This window comes from Pseudomonas sp. SWRI92 (genome assembly GCF_014268685.1).
In the GTDB taxonomy this organism is placed as follows: domain Bacteria; phylum Pseudomonadota; class Gammaproteobacteria; order Pseudomonadales; family Pseudomonadaceae; genus Aquipseudomonas; species Aquipseudomonas marvdashtae.
In genome coordinates this window covers 1-18,056 of sequence record NZ_JABWQY010000028.1, presented here as the reverse complement: position 1 = coordinate 18,056, position 18,056 = coordinate 1, and the positions used below count along the sequence as shown (strand labels likewise).

The 18,056-nt window shown below is 61.4% G+C and carries 13 protein-coding genes; 2 read left to right on the top strand and 11 right to left on the bottom strand.

Annotated elements, in window-relative coordinates:
- Nucleotides 1-43 precede the first annotated feature (43 nt).
- The 10 genes from HU762_RS25845 to HU762_RS25800 all read right to left on the bottom strand — a co-directional run bounded on the left by HU762_RS25845 (nucleotide 44) and on the right by HU762_RS25800 (nucleotide 12,922).
- On the bottom strand, nucleotides 44-997 hold the full coding sequence (locus tag HU762_RS25845; protein WP_186641709.1) for a PDR/VanB family oxidoreductase: 954 nt from the start codon (nucleotides 995-997) through the stop codon (nucleotides 44-46).
- Nucleotides 994-2,034 (bottom strand): aromatic ring-hydroxylating dioxygenase subunit alpha, encoded by a 1,041-nt coding sequence (locus tag HU762_RS25840; RefSeq protein ID WP_186641708.1) that lies wholly within the window; start codon nucleotides 2,032-2,034, stop codon nucleotides 994-996. The genes HU762_RS25845 and HU762_RS25840 overlap by 4 nt, the downstream gene beginning before the upstream one ends.
- A 48-nt stretch (nucleotides 2,035-2,082) precedes the next feature.
- Nucleotides 2,083-3,282: an MFS transporter gene (locus HU762_RS25835; protein WP_186641707.1), complete on the bottom strand. Its 1,200-nt coding sequence runs from the start codon at nucleotides 3,280-3,282 to the stop codon at nucleotides 2,083-2,085.
- A 126-nt stretch (nucleotides 3,283-3,408) separates the two neighbouring features.
- Nucleotides 3,409-5,937, bottom strand: coding sequence for an MMPL family transporter (locus tag HU762_RS25830; protein ID WP_186641705.1), 2,529 nt, complete (start codon nucleotides 5,935-5,937; stop codon nucleotides 3,409-3,411).
- 4 nt (nucleotides 5,938-5,941) lie between these two features.
- Complete coding sequence (locus tag HU762_RS25825; RefSeq protein ID WP_186641703.1) at nucleotides 5,942-7,045, bottom strand: YCF48-related protein; 1,104 nt, start codon at nucleotides 7,043-7,045, stop codon at nucleotides 5,942-5,944.
- Between the two features lie 72 nt (nucleotides 7,046-7,117).
- Nucleotides 7,118-8,482 carry a DUF1329 domain-containing protein gene (locus tag HU762_RS25820; protein WP_186641701.1) on the bottom strand — a complete coding sequence of 455 codons (1,365 nt, stop codon included), beginning with the start codon at nucleotides 8,480-8,482 and terminating at the stop codon, nucleotides 7,118-7,120.
- Between the two features lie 12 nt (nucleotides 8,483-8,494).
- Nucleotides 8,495-10,174, bottom strand: a complete 1,680-nt coding sequence (locus tag HU762_RS25815; RefSeq protein ID WP_186641699.1) for a DUF1302 domain-containing protein — start codon at nucleotides 10,172-10,174, stop codon at nucleotides 8,495-8,497.
- A 128-nt stretch (nucleotides 10,175-10,302) separates the two neighbouring features.
- Nucleotides 10,303-11,427 carry an FAD-dependent oxidoreductase gene (locus tag HU762_RS25810; RefSeq protein WP_186641697.1) on the bottom strand — a complete coding sequence of 375 codons (1,125 nt, stop codon included), beginning with the start codon at nucleotides 11,425-11,427 and terminating at the stop codon, nucleotides 10,303-10,305.
- Between the two features lie 178 nt (nucleotides 11,428-11,605).
- Nucleotides 11,606-11,968, bottom strand: a complete 363-nt coding sequence (locus HU762_RS25805; RefSeq protein ID WP_186641695.1) for a Rieske 2Fe-2S domain-containing protein — start codon at nucleotides 11,966-11,968, stop codon at nucleotides 11,606-11,608.
- A gap of 15 nt (nucleotides 11,969-11,983) precedes the next feature.
- Nucleotides 11,984-12,922: a VOC family protein gene (locus HU762_RS25800; protein WP_186641693.1), complete on the bottom strand. Its 939-nt coding sequence runs from the start codon at nucleotides 12,920-12,922 to the stop codon at nucleotides 11,984-11,986.
- Between the two features lie 325 nt (nucleotides 12,923-13,247).
- Between HU762_RS25800 and HU762_RS25795 the strand changes: the two genes are divergently transcribed.
- Nucleotides 13,248-14,159: a LysR family transcriptional regulator gene (locus HU762_RS25795; RefSeq protein ID WP_186641691.1), complete on the top strand. Its 912-nt coding sequence runs from the start codon at nucleotides 13,248-13,250 to the stop codon at nucleotides 14,157-14,159.
- Between the two features lie 24 nt (nucleotides 14,160-14,183).
- On the opposite strand, the gene HU762_RS25790 is transcribed toward HU762_RS25795, so the two are convergent.
- Nucleotides 14,184-16,115 carry a methyl-accepting chemotaxis protein gene (locus tag HU762_RS25790; protein WP_186641689.1) on the bottom strand — a complete coding sequence of 644 codons (1,932 nt, stop codon included), beginning with the start codon at nucleotides 16,113-16,115 and terminating at the stop codon, nucleotides 14,184-14,186.
- Between the two features lie 426 nt (nucleotides 16,116-16,541).
- On the opposite strand from HU762_RS25790, the gene HU762_RS25785 reads away from it, so the two are divergent.
- On the top strand, nucleotides 16,542-17,699 hold the full coding sequence (locus HU762_RS25785; protein ID WP_186641687.1) for a prolyl oligopeptidase family serine peptidase: 1,158 nt from the start codon (nucleotides 16,542-16,544) through the stop codon (nucleotides 17,697-17,699).
- The last annotated feature ends 357 nt before the right edge of the window (nucleotides 17,700-18,056 follow it).

Sequence of the window (18,056 nt, the reverse complement as noted above, 5' to 3'; positions counted from 1 at the left end):
GGCGCAACGCGCCAGCGGGTAACGATGAATTCATGAGAAAACCTTAAAGATCGAGCACCAGCCGCGCGCTCTTCGCGCGCGAGCAGCAAGGCGTGAACTGGTCGTTGCGGGCCCGCTCGGCATCGGTCAAGAACATGTCGCGATGGTCCGGCTCGCCTTCCAGTACGCGCGTGAGGCAGGTGCCACAGATGCCCTGTTCGCAAGACAACGGGATGTCGATGCCGGCCTCCAGCAACACCTGGGCAACGCTGAGCGTGGCCGGCACTTGGAAACACTGCCCGGTGCTAGCCAATTGCACCTCGAAGCCGCCCGCCTCATCCCCAGGGACAGCGGCGGCGGTAAAGTACTCACGGTGCAGTTGCGCTTCGGCCCAGCCCTGCGCGCGCGCCGTGCCGAGCACGTACTCCATGAAACCGTTGGGGCCACAGACATACAGATGACGGTCGGCGGCGGGCCCGGATAAAACCCGAACGGCGTCGAGACGCTGGGCATCCTCGCCATCGTCCAGATGAACCTGCACGCAATCGGCAAATGGCGAACGGCGGATGTACTCGATGAAGGCCATGCGCCCGGCCGAGCGGCCGCAATAGTGCAGCTCGAAAGGCGCGCCGATCCGCGCCAGGCGCTCGGCCATGCAGAGTATCGGCGTAATGCCGATACCGCCTGCGAACAGCACGCTGTACCCAGCCCCAGGCTCCAGCGGGAACAGGTTGCGTGGCTCGCTGATGCGCAGCCGGCTGCCTTCGTGCACCTGCTCGTGCATGGCCTGCGAACCGCCGCGAGACGCCGGGTCGAGCAAAACGCCCAACAGGTAGCGGTGGCGTTCTTCTGGGTGGTTGCACAGCGAGTACTGGCGCACCAGGCCATTGGGCAGGTGCACGTCGATATGCGAGCCAGCGCTGAAGGCAGGCAGCATGGAATCTTCGACCGGAGCCAGTTCAAAGCTGTAGATGCCTTCGGCTTCGAGGAGCTTGCGGGTCACAACGATGTCAATCATTGCGAAGCACCTACTGGCTGCTCAGCGGCAATCAATCGACGCAGGACACGTCGGCAGCGTACGGCCCCTGCATCGACCGCCAGCAGCACCGGGTTGAGGCCAAGCAGTTCAACCTCGCCAATCTGGCGCTGTTGGGCCTCGACCATGGGTTTGTCTTCGCCGGCAAAAATACCGATCAACATCTCCTGGACGAAGGCATTCAACTGCGCATTTTCTTGCTCGAAATTGCGCGTGTTGGCGAAGAAATAATGGGTATTGGCCGCGTCCTGCGGAGTCATCAGATGGAGGTTCCATGTCACGGGCCCCTCTTCCCTGGGACGCCCTGGAGGCGTGGCACCACTACCCAGCAACATCAGACCGGGCGCGTGCCAGATGACTTCTGCCCAGACGTCTGCCCGGGTCGGGTCTTCAAGGTGAGCGCCGAAAGCCGGTGGAGGCACATCATCCGGTGCCCACCAACTGATGCGCACACGATCGCTGGGCAACTCCTCGATGGTGGCGCGGGTACGTGACAACGCCCCGCCACCGAGCGTATCGGGGTGAAGGAAATCAACGTGGCTCAAATCCATGATGTTGTCGGCCAGCAGTTCGTAGTGCGCGCGGGTTGGCAAATACCCGTGCCCCTTGGCATGGATGGGCGCCTGTTCGAAGAAGGAAAAATCCGGGATCAGCGCATCGTTGGCCAGGCTCGCATCGCCAGGCCAGACCCAGATCGCGCCATGGCGCTCAACGACTGCGAACGCGCGGACACAGGCGGCCTTTGGGATACTCCCATCCCCGTGAGGATTGTGCGTACATTGGCCACTGCCATCGAAACGCAAGCCGTGGTACGGACACTGAACGCTGTCGCCGACAAGCTTGCCCATGTGCAGCGGGGCAAAACGGTGCGGGCAACGATCGGCGAGCGCCTGGATCACGCCTTGGCTATCGCGAAAGAACACAATGGGTTGCTCGACGATGGTTCTGCCCAGCATGCCACCTGGCGCCAGCTCGTCTGCCCATCCAGCGATGTACCAGGTATTGAGCAAATAACTCATGATGTTCTCCTCGTTGTTCTTATTTTGTTGAATCGTCGAATGGGCAGGTCAGTGCTCAGGGTCCGCGGCCAGCGCAGTGGGAAAAGCAGACCGGCTGCCCCGCAACCGAAGACAGGCCAGCGCTACCACCAGTTGAACGCCCGCGACGATGCCCAATGCGGCTGGCAAGGCGCCGATTACCCCGCCGGTGATCGCCAACACCACCAGCGGGCTGGCGAACTCACCGGCAAAGAACATCGACGTAAAGCCGCCGGCGGCGCGGCCGCGCTGCTGGAAGTCGACCTGGCTCATGATCCAGGTGAGCAGGGTCGGCATCATCAGGCCGATGCCCAGGCCGTTGATCAGGACGGCGATCACCACCAGCCCATGGCTGTCAGCCATCGCCAGCAGCCCGCCACCGATACCGGCCGCGACGAAGGCCAGGAGCATCTGCCGGTGCGCCGGGACACCACGGAACAACCGGAAACTCAGGGCGCCGACCAGTACGCCGAACTGACTGGCGCCCATGGTCATGCCGATCTGCTGCGAGCCTTCGACATGCAGTAGGTTGAGCAGGTAACCGACTTGTACCGGCACGATGAACAGGCTCAAGCCCGCCAGGAATGCCAGGGCATACAACGGTATCAGTGGGCGCCAGGGGAATGCCCTGCCCACCGTTGTCGCGGTGACGACCTGTGCACGCGGCTCCCACAACAACCAGACCATCAGTGGCAGAAGCACCAGCCCCAGCCCATACAGGGCAAACGGCGTGCGCCAGCCGTGCTCGCCGAGCACGCCACCGAGGGCAATGAAAATCGCCGCCGACAGCGAGGTCGCGACCATTTGCAGGGCGAACATCCGTTCACGCCGTGCGCCGCTGTAGTAGTCGCCCATCATCGTGGTGCAACAGGTCATGATCGCCGCCTCGGCCACACCGATGCCGGCGCGGCTGATGACGATGACCTCTAGCGACTCCAGCCATAGCGGCAGCACGCCACAGACGGTGTAGATAAGCATCGCACCGATCAACAACGGCTTGCGCCCCAGTCGGTCGGCGATAATCCCGGCCACGGGGGCCAACAACGCAATCATCAACGCCGGCAGCGTCAGAGCAATGGGCACCAGCACCGCCACACCCGGCGTGTCGGCGAAGTGCTCCTGCATACGTGGCAGGATGGGGGCCAGCAGCACCGCACCGAGCACCGGCAGGCAACTGCCGAGCAAGAGCAACAAGGATTGCGGCAGCCGCGCCTGGCGTTCAACGTTCATCGCGCACCTCCGGTGGTTGGGCCGCGCAGAACGCCATGCCGAAGGCGCTCAGGCCGGCGAATAGGTCAAGCCATAGGGACTGCTGGAACAAATGCACACGAGGCATGGAAACGTCCTTTCTTGTTGTTATGACGCGACGGGATTGGCGGCTGTTGCCGTTTGAGCGTGCTCTGAAGCCAGGCGCAGCGAGTGCTTCACGCAGGCCCCCTCCTCGGCTACGGCAGGCATCAGCGGCAAGCTCGTCGAATGGCTGGGTTTAACCTCGGCCGGCCCCGTGCTCACACGCCTGCTCGGCAACAGGAAGTGAGCCAGGGCCGGCAACAGCACCAACGCACCCACCATGTTCCAGACGAACATGAAGGCCAGCAGCACACCCATGTCGGCTTGGAACTTGATCGGCGAAAACATCCAGGTGGCCACGCCGATCGCCAGGGTCACGCCGGTCAGCATCACCACCTTGCCGGTGGACAGCAGTGCCCGGTAATACGACTCAGACAAGCTCGTGCCCTGGCGCATATGGCCCAGCAGGATGCTCATCACGTACAGCGCGTAATCGACGCCGATGCCCACGCCCAGAGCGATCACCGGCAGGGTCGCGACCTTGACGCCGATGTTCAGCCAGACCATCAGTGCCTCACAAAGGATCGACGTAAGCATCAGCGGAATCACCGCGCAAATCGTGGCGCGCCAGGAACGGAAGGTGATCAGGCACAGCAGGATCACCGCGCCGTAGACCCAGAACAGCATTTCGCGGTTGGCCTGCTTGACGACAATGTTGGTCGCGGCCTCGATCCCGGCATTGCCAGCGGCCAGAAGGAACTGGACCTCGTCAGTATTGTTCGCCGCGGCGAATTGCTCGACGTGATCCACCAGACGGCTCAGGGTTTGCGCTTTGTGGTCGGAGAGGTAGACGTACAGCGTGAGCAGGCTGCAGTCCTCGTTGTACAGCCCGCGCGGCGCCCCGGCGGTGACCATGTTGAGCATCGCCTGGTTGTTCTGCAGCTCATACCATTTCGGGCTGCCTTCGCTCAGACCCACGAGCATCCGGCGGTTAAGCAGCGCCAGGGAATTGGTCGAATCCACCCCTGGCAAGGTGCGCAATTGCCAGTCGAGGGCATCGACCTTGTTCAGGATGTCGTAGCGCGAACAGGCGCTGGCCGGGGTCTTGATCATGACCGCGAACAGATCGCTGCTGGCGCCGTAATGCCGGGTCAGGAATGCATCATCCTGGTTGTAGCGCGAGTCGGCCCGCAGCTCGGGCGCGCCCGCATCAAGGTCACCGACGTTCAATTGCAGGCTGACTACAAAGCCCGCCGTTGCCAGTGCCAGGCTCAAGGCAATGCACAACGCCGCCCAGCGCCGCTGGGTGAACAGATCGAGGAAGCGCCAGAATCCATGGCGATGCTGGCCCGCTTGTTCGGCGTGCTCGCTTTTGAGGCTCAGTCGCGCCGCGCGACCGCTGACCCCGACATAGGAAAGCAATATCGGCAGCAGGATCAGATTGGTGAAGATCAGCACGGCTACGCCGATACTGGCGATCATCGCCAAGTCCTGGATCACCTGGATCTTGATGATCATCAGCACCGCAAAGCCGACCGCATCACACAGCAGCGCGGTGAGGCCGGCGAGAAACAGGCGGCGGAAGGTGAAGCGCGCGGCGACCACACGGTGCATGCCGCGACCGATGTCCTGCATGATGCCGTTCATCTTCTGGGCGCCATGGCTCATGCCAATGGCAAACACCAGGAACGGCACCAGCACTGAATAGGGATCCAGTTGATAGCCCAACAGCGGCAGCAGGCCGAGTTGCCAAACCACTGCCACCAATGAGCAGAACACCACCAGCAAGGTGCTGCGGATGCAGCGGGTGTACCAATAAAGCACCACGGTGGTGATCAGGATCGCCATGGCGAAGAAGATCAGGATCTGCCGCAGGCCGGCAATCAGGTCACCGACTTTCTTGGCGAAACCGGTGATGCGGATGTCGATGCTGTCGCTCTGGTATTGGCTGCGCAGCGATTCGAGTTGTTGCGACAGCCGGGTGTAGTCCAATGGCTGGCCGTCGGGGGTGCGCTGCAGCAGCGGTACCTGGATGATGCTCGAGGCCTGGTCGAACGCCACCAACTGGCCGATTTCATTGGACAGTTGCACATTGCGCCGCAATGCCGCCAGGCTCGCGGCGCCGCCATCGTAGTTGTCTGGAATGACCGGCCCACCGTCCAGGCCCGCTTCGGTCACCGCCACCCAGCGCGTGGCCGGTGTCCAGAGCGACTTCATGTACGCGCGGTCGACACCGGGCAGCAGGTAAATCTTGTCGCTCAATGCCTGCAGCGTCTTGAGGTAGGCGCTGTCGTAGATGTCGCCCCGCTTGTTGACCACTGCAATGCGCACCGCATTCCCCAGCCCGCTCAACTCCTGCTGGTGCTCAAGGTAGTTGGCGATGTAAGGGTGATGGGTGGGGATCATTTTTTCGAAACTGGCGTTGAGCTCGACACGACTGGACTGCCAACCCAGTACCAGCGTGGTCGCCAGGCACAGCAGCAACACCCACAGGCGATGGTTGAACAGGGCTCGCTCGAGCACCGAACCGGAACGCGGATCAAAGTCTTCGAACGCATTCGCGGGGGACTGGGAAAAATTACCTGGGGACTTCATAACCTCACTCCGAAGCGGCAGTGGATGGCTGCGCAAGACGCTGCAGCCCGGTGAAACCGGCAACGATCAAGCTGCCATCGGCGGCCTCGATCACACTTGAAACTGGCTTGCCCAAGGGTTTGCCCAATGCCAGCAGCGCCGTCCCGGTCTGCTCGCTGTTGCGAAACAGCGTGCCGCTCTGGTTGACCAGCAGCAGTTGGCCGTCGGCCAAACGAGTGGCGTCGTTGAAGGAGATGGGCATGGGAACCGACAGACGCTGGAAACTTGCGCCAGCGTCGTGGGAGACAAAGGCATTACCCTTCAGACCGGCGACCACCAGCGCGCCATCGGCACGGCTCTGCAGGGTGAAGAAGCTGCCTTCGTAAGGGCTATCCAACTGACTGAACGACACCGCGTCGTCGTCCGAGCGCGCCAGGTAACCCTGCTCGCCAGCCAGGAACCAACGCGTGTCCTGGCGACTGATGGCGTACAGGTGCAAGCCGTTCGGATTGGCGATATGCCCCGTCAGCGAGTGCCAGGTGGCACCGCCATCGGTGGTCTGCAGCGCCAAACCGTAGGCACCGACGATCAGCCCGCGGTGCGCGTCGACGAATTCCAGTGCCAGAAAGGGTTTGTCTGGACCATCGGCGGCAAGACGCTCGGCATTTTCTACCCGGACCAGCGCGGCATCCGGGTCGGCAGCGGTGGCTTGGTCAGCCTTGGCAGCGTCCAGTTCCAGCTGTGCCACGCGCACGCCATCGAGTTGCAGCGTCCAGTGCTCACCGCCATCGCGGGTGGCCAATACCACGCCAGCGTGACCCACTGCCCAGCCATTGCGCGCATCGACAAACTGCACCGCCGTCAAGCTGACCGAAACCGGCACCGAGGCCTGGCGCCAGCTTTGTCCATTGTCGTCGGAGAGCAGCACCAGGCCGCGCTCGCCCACCGCTACCAGACGTGCGCCGGCCCGCGCCAGATCGATCAATACGCTCTTCTGCGCCGCCGGTACCGGCATGGCCGGAGTACTCAGTGGCGCGCCCACGGCAGTCGGCCCCGCCAGGCACTCGGTGGCGGCGAAGGGCAAATACAGGGCCAGGAGCACAGCGCTCGCCTGACTGATTCTGTTCATAACCTAACCTCGGAAAAACACTCGCACCCCAAGGGCAGACCGACAGGCCTGCCCATCACGCTCAGCTCAGACTCAACGCACGCCGCGACCGGCCATCGCTGCTGGCGAGAACTCCGAGGCCTTGTAGCGATCCACCGCGCGATACTGATCCGTCAATCCGGCGTAGACGTTCTGGATAAACCACGCACCCGAAGTCAGGTCATAAAAACCGGCAGACAGTTGCACCACAGCTGGCAAGTCGGGCAGTACGGAAGGCAGGGACCAGAGGGTCTTGGCCAGTTGGCCGCTGGCGTCCCAACGGTCGCCGAGCAGGGCTTGCCAGGTGTCTTCGTCGAGGTAGTAGCGACCTTTGGGCAACTGGTGACGCTTGCCGGCGGCCAACGTCGCCTCGACTACCCAGACGCGGTGCAACTCCCAACGCACGTAGTCAGGATTCAGATGGTGCTTGGCGAACAGGTCTTGCGGCTGGGCAGCGGTCTGCACCTTGTTGGTGTTGTAGGGAACATACATTTCCTGCTTGCCCACCAATTTCCAGTCGAACCGGTCCGTACGTCCCTGCCACACGAACAGTTCGTCGAAGGACATGACCCCGGCGGTGGACGGCGTCGGTGTATCGCAGCAGGCGTTGGGCAGCGTGCGCACCCGGCGCTGACCGGCCAGATAGACGTGAGCCTGGGATTTTTCGCCGTTGATGTTCTCGCGCCCCAGGATCTGTTCGCCGGCACGAATCGCCGGGCCGGAATTGACAAAATGCACCTGCCAGTAGTCACCCGAGTAGTTTTCAGGGCCAGCCTCCTCGTAGTAGTAGGGCATCTCCTGGGTCAACAGGCCGTCGCTGGTCATTACCTGATTACCGTCGGCCGTCATCAGATAGTGGCGAAAATGCGCCGCCACCGAGGTGCCGCGCCAGTTCAGCTGGTGGTTCCAGATGGCTTCGGTACCGTTCTGTGGAATCGGGAACGGGATCCCGCCATAGGCACCGTCGGGGATCAGGCCGGCGCTGCTGTCGACCAGTTTGGCGCGGGTCGCATTCTTGAACGTGTTGTCATAGACCCACTGCGGCGCGGCCGCCGTGCGCCGGGTCGGATAGACGTCGATGCGATAGGTGTCCGGGAAACGCTTGAACAGTTCCTTGGTGCCGTCGCTGAGCTTGTCGGCGTACTTGGCCAGGTTCTGGGCAGTGATGCTGTACAAGGGTTTGTCAGCGGCAAACGGATCGCCACGTTTGCCGCCCGGAACATAAGCCGGATCGACCTTGGTGTAGCCGCCATCCCAGGCCGGGATGCTGCCATTGGCATTGCCGGCTTTCTCGGCACCGAAGGGCGTCAGGGTCTTGCCCAGCTGGGCCGCTTGTTCGGCGCTGGCGGCCAGGACCATCGGCGCGGCGGCGGCCAGCAAAGTTAAGCACAAGGCCTTTAGAGTGAACTGAATGGTCATGCGCAAATCCTCTTAGAACGTGGTCTTGACGGAGAAAGCCAGGTAATCCCGGTCCTTCAACGACTGCTTGTAGTTGAACTGGTTGGCGGCGTTGAGGCTGGTGTCCTCGGGGCCGTAGAAGTGGGTGTAGGTCAGCCCCACGGTCACTTGGTCCAGATAGGTGGCGGATACGCCGATGTTCATGTCCCCTCCTCTATCGGGGCCGAACCCGCTGATCACCGCCGACTTGCCCATGGGGAAATAGCTGATGCCCACCGGCACACTGATATCCACGCCAGGGAAGAACTGGCGATAGGTGGGCGTGTACACCAACTTCAAGCCCAAGCCGTCATCGGTGGCGTTAGGGTCCAGGGCGGCGCGGTTCTTGGTCACGGCCAGCAAGCGGTTCCAGGCAATCTCCCCGACCAGGCTGGCTTCATTGGCGACAAAGGAAGGGCCCAGCGATGCCAGGACGTTGAGGTTGACGTGGGCCGTACGGCCGACGGCGTACAGGGCGTCATCGTTGTTGTCCGCGTCGACGCCCGGCAGGACGGTCTGGGCGTTGGACACCAACGGCATGTTCCAGCGCATCGACGCCTCGCCGGCAAAGCTGTACTCGTCTACGGAGGTGGCGAAACTGGCGCCCAGGACACGGATATCTTCCGGGTAGACCCAGGAATATTCGCCGACTTGCCCGGTACTGAAATTCGGCCCGGTGGCATTCGGCTTCAAGTACAACGTTGGCGTTTTCTCATGATATTGCAGTGCGTACAGACCGTAATCCGTCGTCCCGGTGTTGTACTTGAGCTGCAGGCCGCCTTGGCCGGAACTCCTGGCTTTCTTGTCCTTGCCATGGAAAAACGCCGCCGGGCTATTGGCATTCCCGCCCAGGAAATCCGGGAATGGCCCGCCGGTGATCAGCCTTTCATTGCCATCGCCGATCGTATCGCTGGTGGAGAAGTAGCTGCCGGCGCCAGGCAAACGTGTCTCTTCCCACTCCAACTGGTAGAAAGCGCCCAATGACAAGTCATCGGTCAGTTGGTAGGCGGTCGAGAGTTGATTGACCGGCCGGGTGATTTCCTTGAATTGGGTGTTGGGTACCGATTGCGCCTTGACCACGTCCACTGGCGCCATGGCACCGGCAATGCCGTTGCCGCCAAAGAACAGGCTCTCACCCCAGATCAGACCATGACGCCCCGCGCGAACTGATAAGGCACGGTCGGCCAGCTCACCGTTCCAGTAGACAAAGGCATCCAGCAGTTCGCCGTCACCCCCGTGCAACTGACGGGTGTCGCTGGTGAATTCGTCAAAGCCCACCGAACGTTGGTTGGCACTGGCCGCGTCGTTATTGTCGTTGCGGTCCTGGTAGACGGTGTCGTACCAAGCGGCACCGCTCACACGGGCACCGAAGTTGTGAAAGCCGATGTCCAGTTCGGAAAGAATATCCAGGCGATTGGAGATCAGCCCCTTGCCGAAGTTGTGATCGCCGTCATTCTGGTTCAACGCCGTCTGCCCTTCGCTGAGCTTGCTGCTGGGCTCCTTCAGGCGCCAGGCCGCGCTGTACTTCAGGGTGTTGTCCCAGCGCAAGCTGAGATCGGGATTACCGGTGTCGATCTGAAACGCCTGGGCCGCCGAAGCGCCAAGCCCCAGGCTGGCCGCAAGGGTCAGGGTGAAGGGGACGCGCCGCGACGCAGCGAACTTGCGAGTAGCCATCGAAGTAACCCTCTTTATTGTTGTTGTATGTCAGCTCTTCTGGTGAAACCGCGCCCGCAATCCAACCGGGCCAAGCCTGCACAGGCATGAAACTTCCATGGGAAAGCGAATTTGGTTTTGTCGGCGCCTCAGATAGGCTCTGCCGTGACCTCAAGCATCCGCCTGACCAGGCCGATCCGGTCGAAGCTGCTGTCGTGGGCCATTTCCTTGTCACCAGCCAGCACCGAGCTTTCGCTGATGAATTTGCAGCGTTCATAACGGCGCGCCATAAAGCGTTCGAGCTGTTGTTCGACGCTCCCGCCGGCGACCAACTCTTCGCCAAGCACCACGGCATCCTCGATGGCCATGCCGGCACCCTGGCCCAGGTGCGGCGTCGTGGCGTGAACCGCATCGCCAATCAGCACAACACGGCCGCGATACCAAGGCTCATTGACGAACACCACCTCCAGTGGCTTGTAGACCACCTGTTCGTTGTTGATTATTTGCTCGCGCAGCTCGCCGATCAGCCCGGTGAAGCCACTCAGACGCTGGCGCATCTGGGTCGCCAGCGTGGCGGCATCCATCCTGGGGTTCGCGGGCTCGTGGGAGGTCATGAACAGGTACATCTGGTCGTGACCCAGCGGCACCAGCCCGGCATTGCCGGCGGGTCCCTGGAACGTGGCCAGATGATCGACTCCCGCGGCGCGTGGAAAGTTGTAGCGCCACACCGCTTGGCCAGTGAAGCGCGGCGAGTACTGCTCGCCGAACAGCAAGCCGCGCATTTTCGAATACAGGCCATCGGCGCCCACGACCAGGTCGTAACGACCGCGACTGCCATCGGTGAACAGCACATCGACGCGCTCGCCCACCTGCTCCAGCGTCTCGACGCTCAGGCCCAGACGAATCGAGGCACCCAGGGCCATGGTGGTTTCGCTGAGGACTTGATGCAGGGCCAGGCGCGAGATGCCGACGTTGGCTGGATACTCGGGGCCGGCCAGGCGCTGACCGGGAATTCGCGCCAGCTGTTCACCAGCCGTGGTATTGATGGTCAAATCCTCGAACGCGTAGGCGGCGTCAAGGTAGCCATCCAGCACACCTAACTTGGCCATCTCACGCACGACGTTACTCTGTTGGATGATACCGACGCCGTAGACGGTCCACTGCGCCTTGAGCTCGACAAGATCGACTTCGATGTCCTGGCGACGCAAAGCGATTGCAGCGCATAGACCACCGATACCACCGCCGACGATAAGCACCTTTTTCACTGCGTTCATGCTCGTCTCACTCTTATTCTTGTTATTCACGCTAGCGTTCTGCCGGAGCGATCCCAGGCTTCACCACCGGCTGTGTCTGCACGCATTCGGTACCGCGTTGTGTTCACTTTCTCGGCAAAGCAGGCGTTTGACCAATCGGATGTAGGGATACGATGTATCAGCTACCGCGATACGTTGGTCACGATGTATTCGCGTCTAGCTGACCCGCTTCGAGCACCAGCCAATCAGCCTCTGCATGCCACTGCAGCACGCTCAGGCTTTCTCCCAGGCACGGCCCGTAGACACACAGGCCACTGTCCGGAAGGAATCGGGCACCATGGGCGTAACAGACGATCTGTCGGCCATCGACGCTGAGAAAACGATCCTTGCGGTATTCCAGCCGCACCTCCAGGTGCGGGCAGCTGTTGCGATAGACCCGCACCTCGCCGTCATGGCGCAGGGCGAACAGACTGTCCTTCCCCGTGCCCAGGGGATCGAACCCGCGGGCCTGCCCTTCCACCAGTTCATCCAGCCGACAGAGCACCATGGCCTCGTGACTCATGGATGACCTCCGCACTCAGGCCTGCTTGGGTGGCGGGCCGCTCGGGAACCATTTTTCCCGGGAGGTGAACAGGAACAATTGCGAGTTATCCGCCGACAACGGCGCCTGGCGCGCTTGCCAGGCGTCATCGTGCTTGTCCATGTCGGCGTCGTATTCAATGTGGCAACCCAACGGGCTGTTGAAGTACCAGAACCAGTTGGAACCAAAGAGATGACGGCCCGGCCCCCAGAAGCTGGTCCAGCCTTGCTGTTCGAAGCGACGACCGGCCAGCAGTACTTCCGTGCCGCTGCCCATGTGAAAGGTGAAGTGCTCGCAGCCCTTCATGTGCGGCGGCGTCTGGATCATGAACAGGCAGTGATGGTCATCGGAACCGGCCGGACGCATGAACGGGCCGGCGCCGACAAAGGTGTCGGTGGTCACGAAGCCCAAGCGCTTGTAAAAAGCTTCGGCCTTGGCTGAGTCCGGCACGAAGTACACCACGTGGGACAGGGTCCGCGGCAGGGCCTGCATGTCGGGATTGATGCCAGGTTGGTTAACCGGGCGTTGAGGCACATGGCCCGGCGCATTGGTCAGGTCGGCTGGCGCGCTGTACGCACGCCGCACGCTGATCTGGAAACCAATGGCAAAGCCCATATCGTCAACGCTGTGCACGGAGCCATCGGCACCGCGGGTCACCGGGCGGTCGCGCCCCAGCTCATCGGCGATGGCCTCAAGATCAGCCGCGCTGGCCACGCCATAGACGGTTTCACGAATCGAGGGCGCAGGCCCAATGGCCGCCGGCAGACTGGCATCGTCTGCCCGACGGATAACCACGGCGGTGCCGTCGAGGGCTTCGAAACGACCGCCCTCACTGTCGACATCGACAGGCAGCAGGCCGTAGTCACGCAGGCAATGGGTACAAGCTTGAATGTCGTCGACGCCAAAAATAAGGACGTCAAGGCCAATGATGTTCATTGAGTTACCACTCCATTGTAATTATTCAGCGCAAGCCAGACGTCCCACTACGAGAGCAGTGCCAGGCCTTACGCTGCCGAGGCTAGTCTTGGAGTCGATAAAGCGTCACGGCCAACCGACTGCGGGTTGATAGTGAAGGGGTAAAAACTCACTGACTAATCGCTTGTCAGGATGCGACCTATCGGCAAACGCGATACTTGGCTGCAAAGCACAAATGGCTTGGAAATCGAACACGAACCGCTCGATTCGCCCACTCACGGCACTTGACGCCGCGATAGGAAGGTTGGAAGGTATTTACAAAATAAATACAAAAATCGAGACCGCCATGCGTTTTAACCACTTGGATCTCAACCTCCTGGTGGCGCTGGATGTGTTGCTGGAAGAGCAGAACATCACCCGCGCCGCCGAACGCCTGCACATGACCCAATCCGCCACCAGCGGTGTACTGGGCAGGCTGCGCCTCTACTTCGAAGATGAGCTGCTGGCGCAGGTCGGACGCAAGATGCAGCCCACGCCTTATGCCCGTGAACTGGCGGCACCGGTGCGCCAGGTGCTGCTGACGATCCAGTCCTCGATCACCGCCAAACCGGTGTTCGCCCCCGCTACCAGCAAGCGCCATTTTCGCCTGATCACGTCGGACTATCTGATCAGCGTCCTGTTTGCCCGGGTGATCCAGAAAATCTCCCTGGAAGCCCCGCACATCACCTTCGAACTGCTCGGCCCCGGCGACACGTCCACCGAAATGCTGATGCGCGGTGAGGCCGACATGATGATCGTGCCTGAGCACTATCTGATCGAAGGCCACCCCTCGCAGCTACTGTTTGAAGAAGAGCACGTTTGCGTCGTGTGGGAAGGCAACACTTTGGTGGGCGACAGCATCAGCCTCGATCAGTACATCGAGATGGGCCATGTCTCGGTGATTTTTGGCCGCAACCGGCAACTGAGCGTCGAAGAATGGCTGATGAGCCAGTATGGTTTCACGCGCCGCATGGAAGTGGTGACCCATGACTTCAACACCCTGCCACAGTTGATCGTCGGCACCCAACGCGTCGCCACCATGCTCCAGCGCATGGCCAGGCTCTACGCCAACTACCTGCCGCTGCGCATCGTGCAACCGCCGGTGAAAATCCCAGTGATGCGTGAGTTCATGCTCTGGCATCGGACCATGGAGGGGGATCCGATGCACCGTTGGCTGCGGGCGAAAATCAGTCAGATCATTAACGAGCTGGAGCAGTAATGGCTGCCGAAGCCTGGAGGTGCGTCAGGTACGGAAGTGCCCGACGGCCGCTTTGAGCTCGCCGCCAACCCGTTGCAAGTCGGCCGTTGAACCTTGAAGTTGCAGGCTTTCCCTGGCACTGCCCTCGGCCACTTCGCGCACCCGCGTCATACTCTGGCTGACTTGCTCGGCCACCACGCTCTGCTGTTCGGCGGCCGCGGCGATCTGCTGGTTCATCTGCTCGATGCTGGACACCGCCCGGGTTATCCGCGCCAGTGCCTGGGAAGCTTGCGCCGCAAGCACCACCGTTTCATCGCTCAGCACATGGCTGCCTTGCAAACGCTCAGCGGCGTGTTGGGCCACAGCGCTCAGACGAACAATCAACCCTTCGATTTCCGTCGTCGATCCCTGGGTGCGCCGTGCCAGGCCCCGCACCTCATCGGCGACCACCGCGAAGCCACGCCCCTGCTCGCCCGCGCGCGCGGCCTCGATGGCGGCGTTGAGCGCCAACAGGTTGGTCTGCTCGGCCACCGCCTTGATCACATCGAGCACGCCTCCAATCGCCGCGCTCTCCACCAATAGCGACCGCATGGCTTCAGCGCAACCACCCATTTCCACAGCCAAATGGTCAATCTTGTCACTCGCCTGACGCACCAACTCATCACCCTCACGCGCCTGTTGGTCGGCATGCGCCACCGCTTCGCTGGCTTGACCGGCGTTGCGCGCGACTTCCTGCGCTGTGGCGGCCATCTGTTGCATGGCAGTGGCGGCCAACTCGGTTTCCTGGCGCTGGTGTTCGACACCACGGCTGTTGCTCAGGGTCACTTCGGCCAGGCTGCCGGCCATGCCGTTGAGCGAGCCAACACCGCGGTCGATGCGCCCGACCAATCCACGCAGGCTGCCCAGCATGCTCCCCACAGTGCCCAACAGTTGGCCCAACTCATCACGACGAGCACTGTCTGCCGGCGGATCACTCAAGTCCCCAGCCGCCACGCGCTGGACCAACTGCACAGCCTGGCGCAACGGCTGCACAATCAACTGACGGATCAGCAGGCTGGCGCCAATGCCCAAGGCCAGCGCCAGAACAGTGATCCAGCCCAACTGACGATCGGCTTTGCGGTTATCGTCAAGTACCGCCTGCCTTTGCTGCTCATCGGCCTGGGCCAACAGCTTGCTGACCTGCTCTGTTTGCGCACTCATCGTCGCACTGCTTTGCGCACTTCGTTCGCGGCTGTCGACGAACTCGAGGAAGGCCTTGCGGTAGTCGCCCAGGGCAGTATTCGCCTCCTGCAGCGACTCGCCTTGCTGCTCGCCAAGCGCGAGTGCCTGCATGGCGGCCAGCAGGTCACTCATGCTCATTTCCCAGTCGCTGCGGTATCGCTCTTCGCCATCGAGCGAATAATACAGCTCACTGTCGCGCAGCTTGACGAGCTTGTCCCGCAACGCTGCCGTCTGCTCAAGCAACACCATCTGATCGCTGCTCGGCGGCGTCCCCTGCCCTAACCGAGCGTTAAGCGCATCCAGTTGGTCGAGAAACAGCAGGGTAAAACTGTCGCCAGCCGTCTGCGCCAGTGCCTGCATGCGCAGTCGCGCTTCGCGAGCCCGACGCAACGAATCGGCATAGCCGAGGAACTGCTCCAGGTAAACGCTGACGGCTGTGCGAACGGGGATGTGCGTTGCGTTGTTGGTCGGGTGATCATCGAGTTGTTGATTCAGTTTTTCGATTGTCTCGCGTACTTGCTCCAGGCGCCGCGGCGCCAGATCCAGGGCGAATGCTTTCTCGTCGATACGCGCACGCAGGATCAGGGCCTGGATCGATGATTCCTGACGCGATTGCTCACCGCGCTGCTGCAGCACACCCAGGGAACGAAACGCCGTGAGCGCGACCCCCAGGGTCACCAGCAGCACCAGGCCAAAACCCAACAATAGCTTGCCCCCTACCGATAGATTTCCGAGCACGCGATTCAATACGAGCATGTCCAACTCCTCGCACGGTCATGGAAAAACAGCCTGCCCTTGGCGCACGGGATGATCGCTGTGCCGGATCTGGACTCACTCATCTGCCGATACCTTGTTCTTGTTGTTGTGGCGCCCCAAACGCCAACCAACGACGCGGTGCAGCGCCAACTCTAGTGAGTCGGACCTCAACGACACCAATCGCATCCTGCGTTATGAGCCATCGCAAAGTACGATGATAGGTATCCGGATTTGCTGCTTGAACGGTGAGTGGAAACCCTTTAGCCAACGGTGCACATGGCTCTATCTCCGTTCGCAATACCTCCCATCCCGACTCGCGATTGGCCAAACAATGGGCCTCCCCTTAGCCTGCGTCGACCGTCAGGTCTGGCGATCCCGCTCCGGCCCTGGCCGCCCGCCTTTGCTTGCACAAGGACAATAACCATCATGTTTCGCTACTTCCCAACCAACTACGTGTGGAACCTTTCCGTCGACCTGGCCATTGAAATGGGCGCCCGCATCGGCGAAATCGAAGAAATGTGTGCGCCGCTGCAAGAAGCCGCCAAGCAACCGGACGCCGCCGGCAGCAAGGCCTTCCGAGAAACCTGGGCGAACATGGCCGACAAGCTGTGCGGCCTGGCTGAAGAAGACGAAGGCAAGGGTCGAATGCTGTCCGCCGGTGAAAAATACAACCGCGCCGCCACCTATTACCTGAGCTGCGAACGCCTTCAGGCCCACGGTGCCCCTGGCCGTACGGAGCTGTACCAGCGCTTTCTGCACACGTTCCAACGCGGTATCGAACTGGCACGAGAAAACTGCGAGCGCGTTGAAATCCCCTACGAAGGCAAACACATTTCCGGTCTGCTGGTGCGTGCCGAAGGCGTCAGCGGCCCCGCGCCGATCCTGGTGCAGGTCAATGGGCTGGATTCCACCAAAGAAATGAAATACCGCGTCGGCCTGCCCGCCTGGCTGGCCAAACGTGGCGTTTCTTCTTTAATCATCGACCAACCCGGCACCGGCGAAGCATTGCGTCTGCACAACCTGACCGCGCGCTTCGACAGCGAACATTGGGCCAGCCGCGTGGTGGATTGGCTAGAAACCCGCGCCGATGTCGACGCCAAACGCATCGGCCTGGAGGGTGTGTCGCTTGGCGGCTACTACTGCCCGCGCGCGGTAGCCTTCGAGCCGCGCTTCGCGTGCGGCGTCGTGTGGGGTGCCAACCATGATTGGCGCGATGTGCAGAAACGTCGAATGGAAAAGGAAGGCAGCTTTCCGGTACCGCATTACTGGTCGCATGTGTCATGGGTCTGGGGCGCCAAGGACACGGAGGAGTTCATGACCATCGCCGAGAACGTTCATCTGGACGGCATCCTGGACCGTATCAAGGTCCCCTTCCTGGTCACCCACGGTGAAAAGGACTCGCAGATTCCATTGAAGTGGGCCCACCGCACCTACGAGCAGTTGGTCAACAGCCCAAAACGCGAACTGAAAATCTTCACCGAACGTGAGGGCGGTGTGCAGCATTCGAGCTTCGACAACAGTATCAATGCAGGTCACTACATTGCCGACTGGGTGGCTGAAGTGCTCGGTGGGCGTACTGCATGACTGGTGTGAAATTCGTGTTCCGGCAGGCTGCAAGGGTTTGAGCCTTGCGGTGCGGCTGCGCAATCGGGCGATGGGCGCCAATGCGCGCCCATTGCATTTACAGGGCCCAGCCGTGCTTGGATAGCTACTCATACCCCACCGAGACCCCGCTGGCGGCCAAACTGTCCACTAATCGATTCCAATAATTCGCTGAACAAATGCCCAAGGTCTAGCGCAGTGCATCTAAACTCTGTGATATTTCTCAATATCGAGTAGGAGGCGGATTTACATCCGCCGTCCTCTCACACCACCGTACGTACGGTTCCGTATACGGCGGTTCAGGTTATACGGATAAACCGTTAATCGTATCCAGTATCG

Bases quoted from the DNA above. Each gene is read 5' to 3' on its own strand.
- HU762_RS25845 (WP_186641709.1), bottom strand. From the start codon at position 997: ATGATTGACATCGTTGTGACCCGCAAGCTCCTCGAAGCCGAAGGCATC.
- HU762_RS25840 (WP_186641708.1), bottom strand. From the start codon at position 2,034: ATGAGTTATTTGCTCAATACCTGGTACATCGCTGGATGGGCAGACGAG.
- HU762_RS25835 (WP_186641707.1), bottom strand. From the start codon at position 3,282: ATGAACGTTGAACGCCAGGCGCGGCTGCCGCAATCCTTGTTGCTCTTG.
- HU762_RS25830 (WP_186641705.1), bottom strand. From the start codon at position 5,937: ATGAAGTCCCCAGGTAATTTTTCCCAGTCCCCCGCGAATGCGTTCGAA.
- HU762_RS25825 (WP_186641703.1), bottom strand. From the start codon at position 7,045: ATGAACAGAATCAGTCAGGCGAGCGCTGTGCTCCTGGCCCTGTATTTG.
- HU762_RS25820 (WP_186641701.1), bottom strand. From the start codon at position 8,482: ATGACCATTCAGTTCACTCTAAAGGCCTTGTGCTTAACTTTGCTGGCC.
- HU762_RS25815 (WP_186641699.1), bottom strand. From the start codon at position 10,174: ATGGCTACTCGCAAGTTCGCTGCGTCGCGGCGCGTCCCCTTCACCCTG.
- HU762_RS25810 (WP_186641697.1), bottom strand. From the start codon at position 11,427: ATGAACGCAGTGAAAAAGGTGCTTATCGTCGGCGGTGGTATCGGTGGT.
- HU762_RS25805 (WP_186641695.1), bottom strand. From the start codon at position 11,968: ATGAGTCACGAGGCCATGGTGCTCTGTCGGCTGGATGAACTGGTGGAA.
- HU762_RS25800 (WP_186641693.1), bottom strand. From the start codon at position 12,922: ATGAACATCATTGGCCTTGACGTCCTTATTTTTGGCGTCGACGACATT.
- HU762_RS25795 (WP_186641691.1), top strand. From the start codon at position 13,248: ATGCGTTTTAACCACTTGGATCTCAACCTCCTGGTGGCGCTGGATGTG.
- HU762_RS25790 (WP_186641689.1), bottom strand. From the start codon at position 16,115: ATGCTCGTATTGAATCGCGTGCTCGGAAATCTATCGGTAGGGGGCAAG.
- HU762_RS25785 (WP_186641687.1), top strand. From the start codon at position 16,542: ATGTTTCGCTACTTCCCAACCAACTACGTGTGGAACCTTTCCGTCGAC.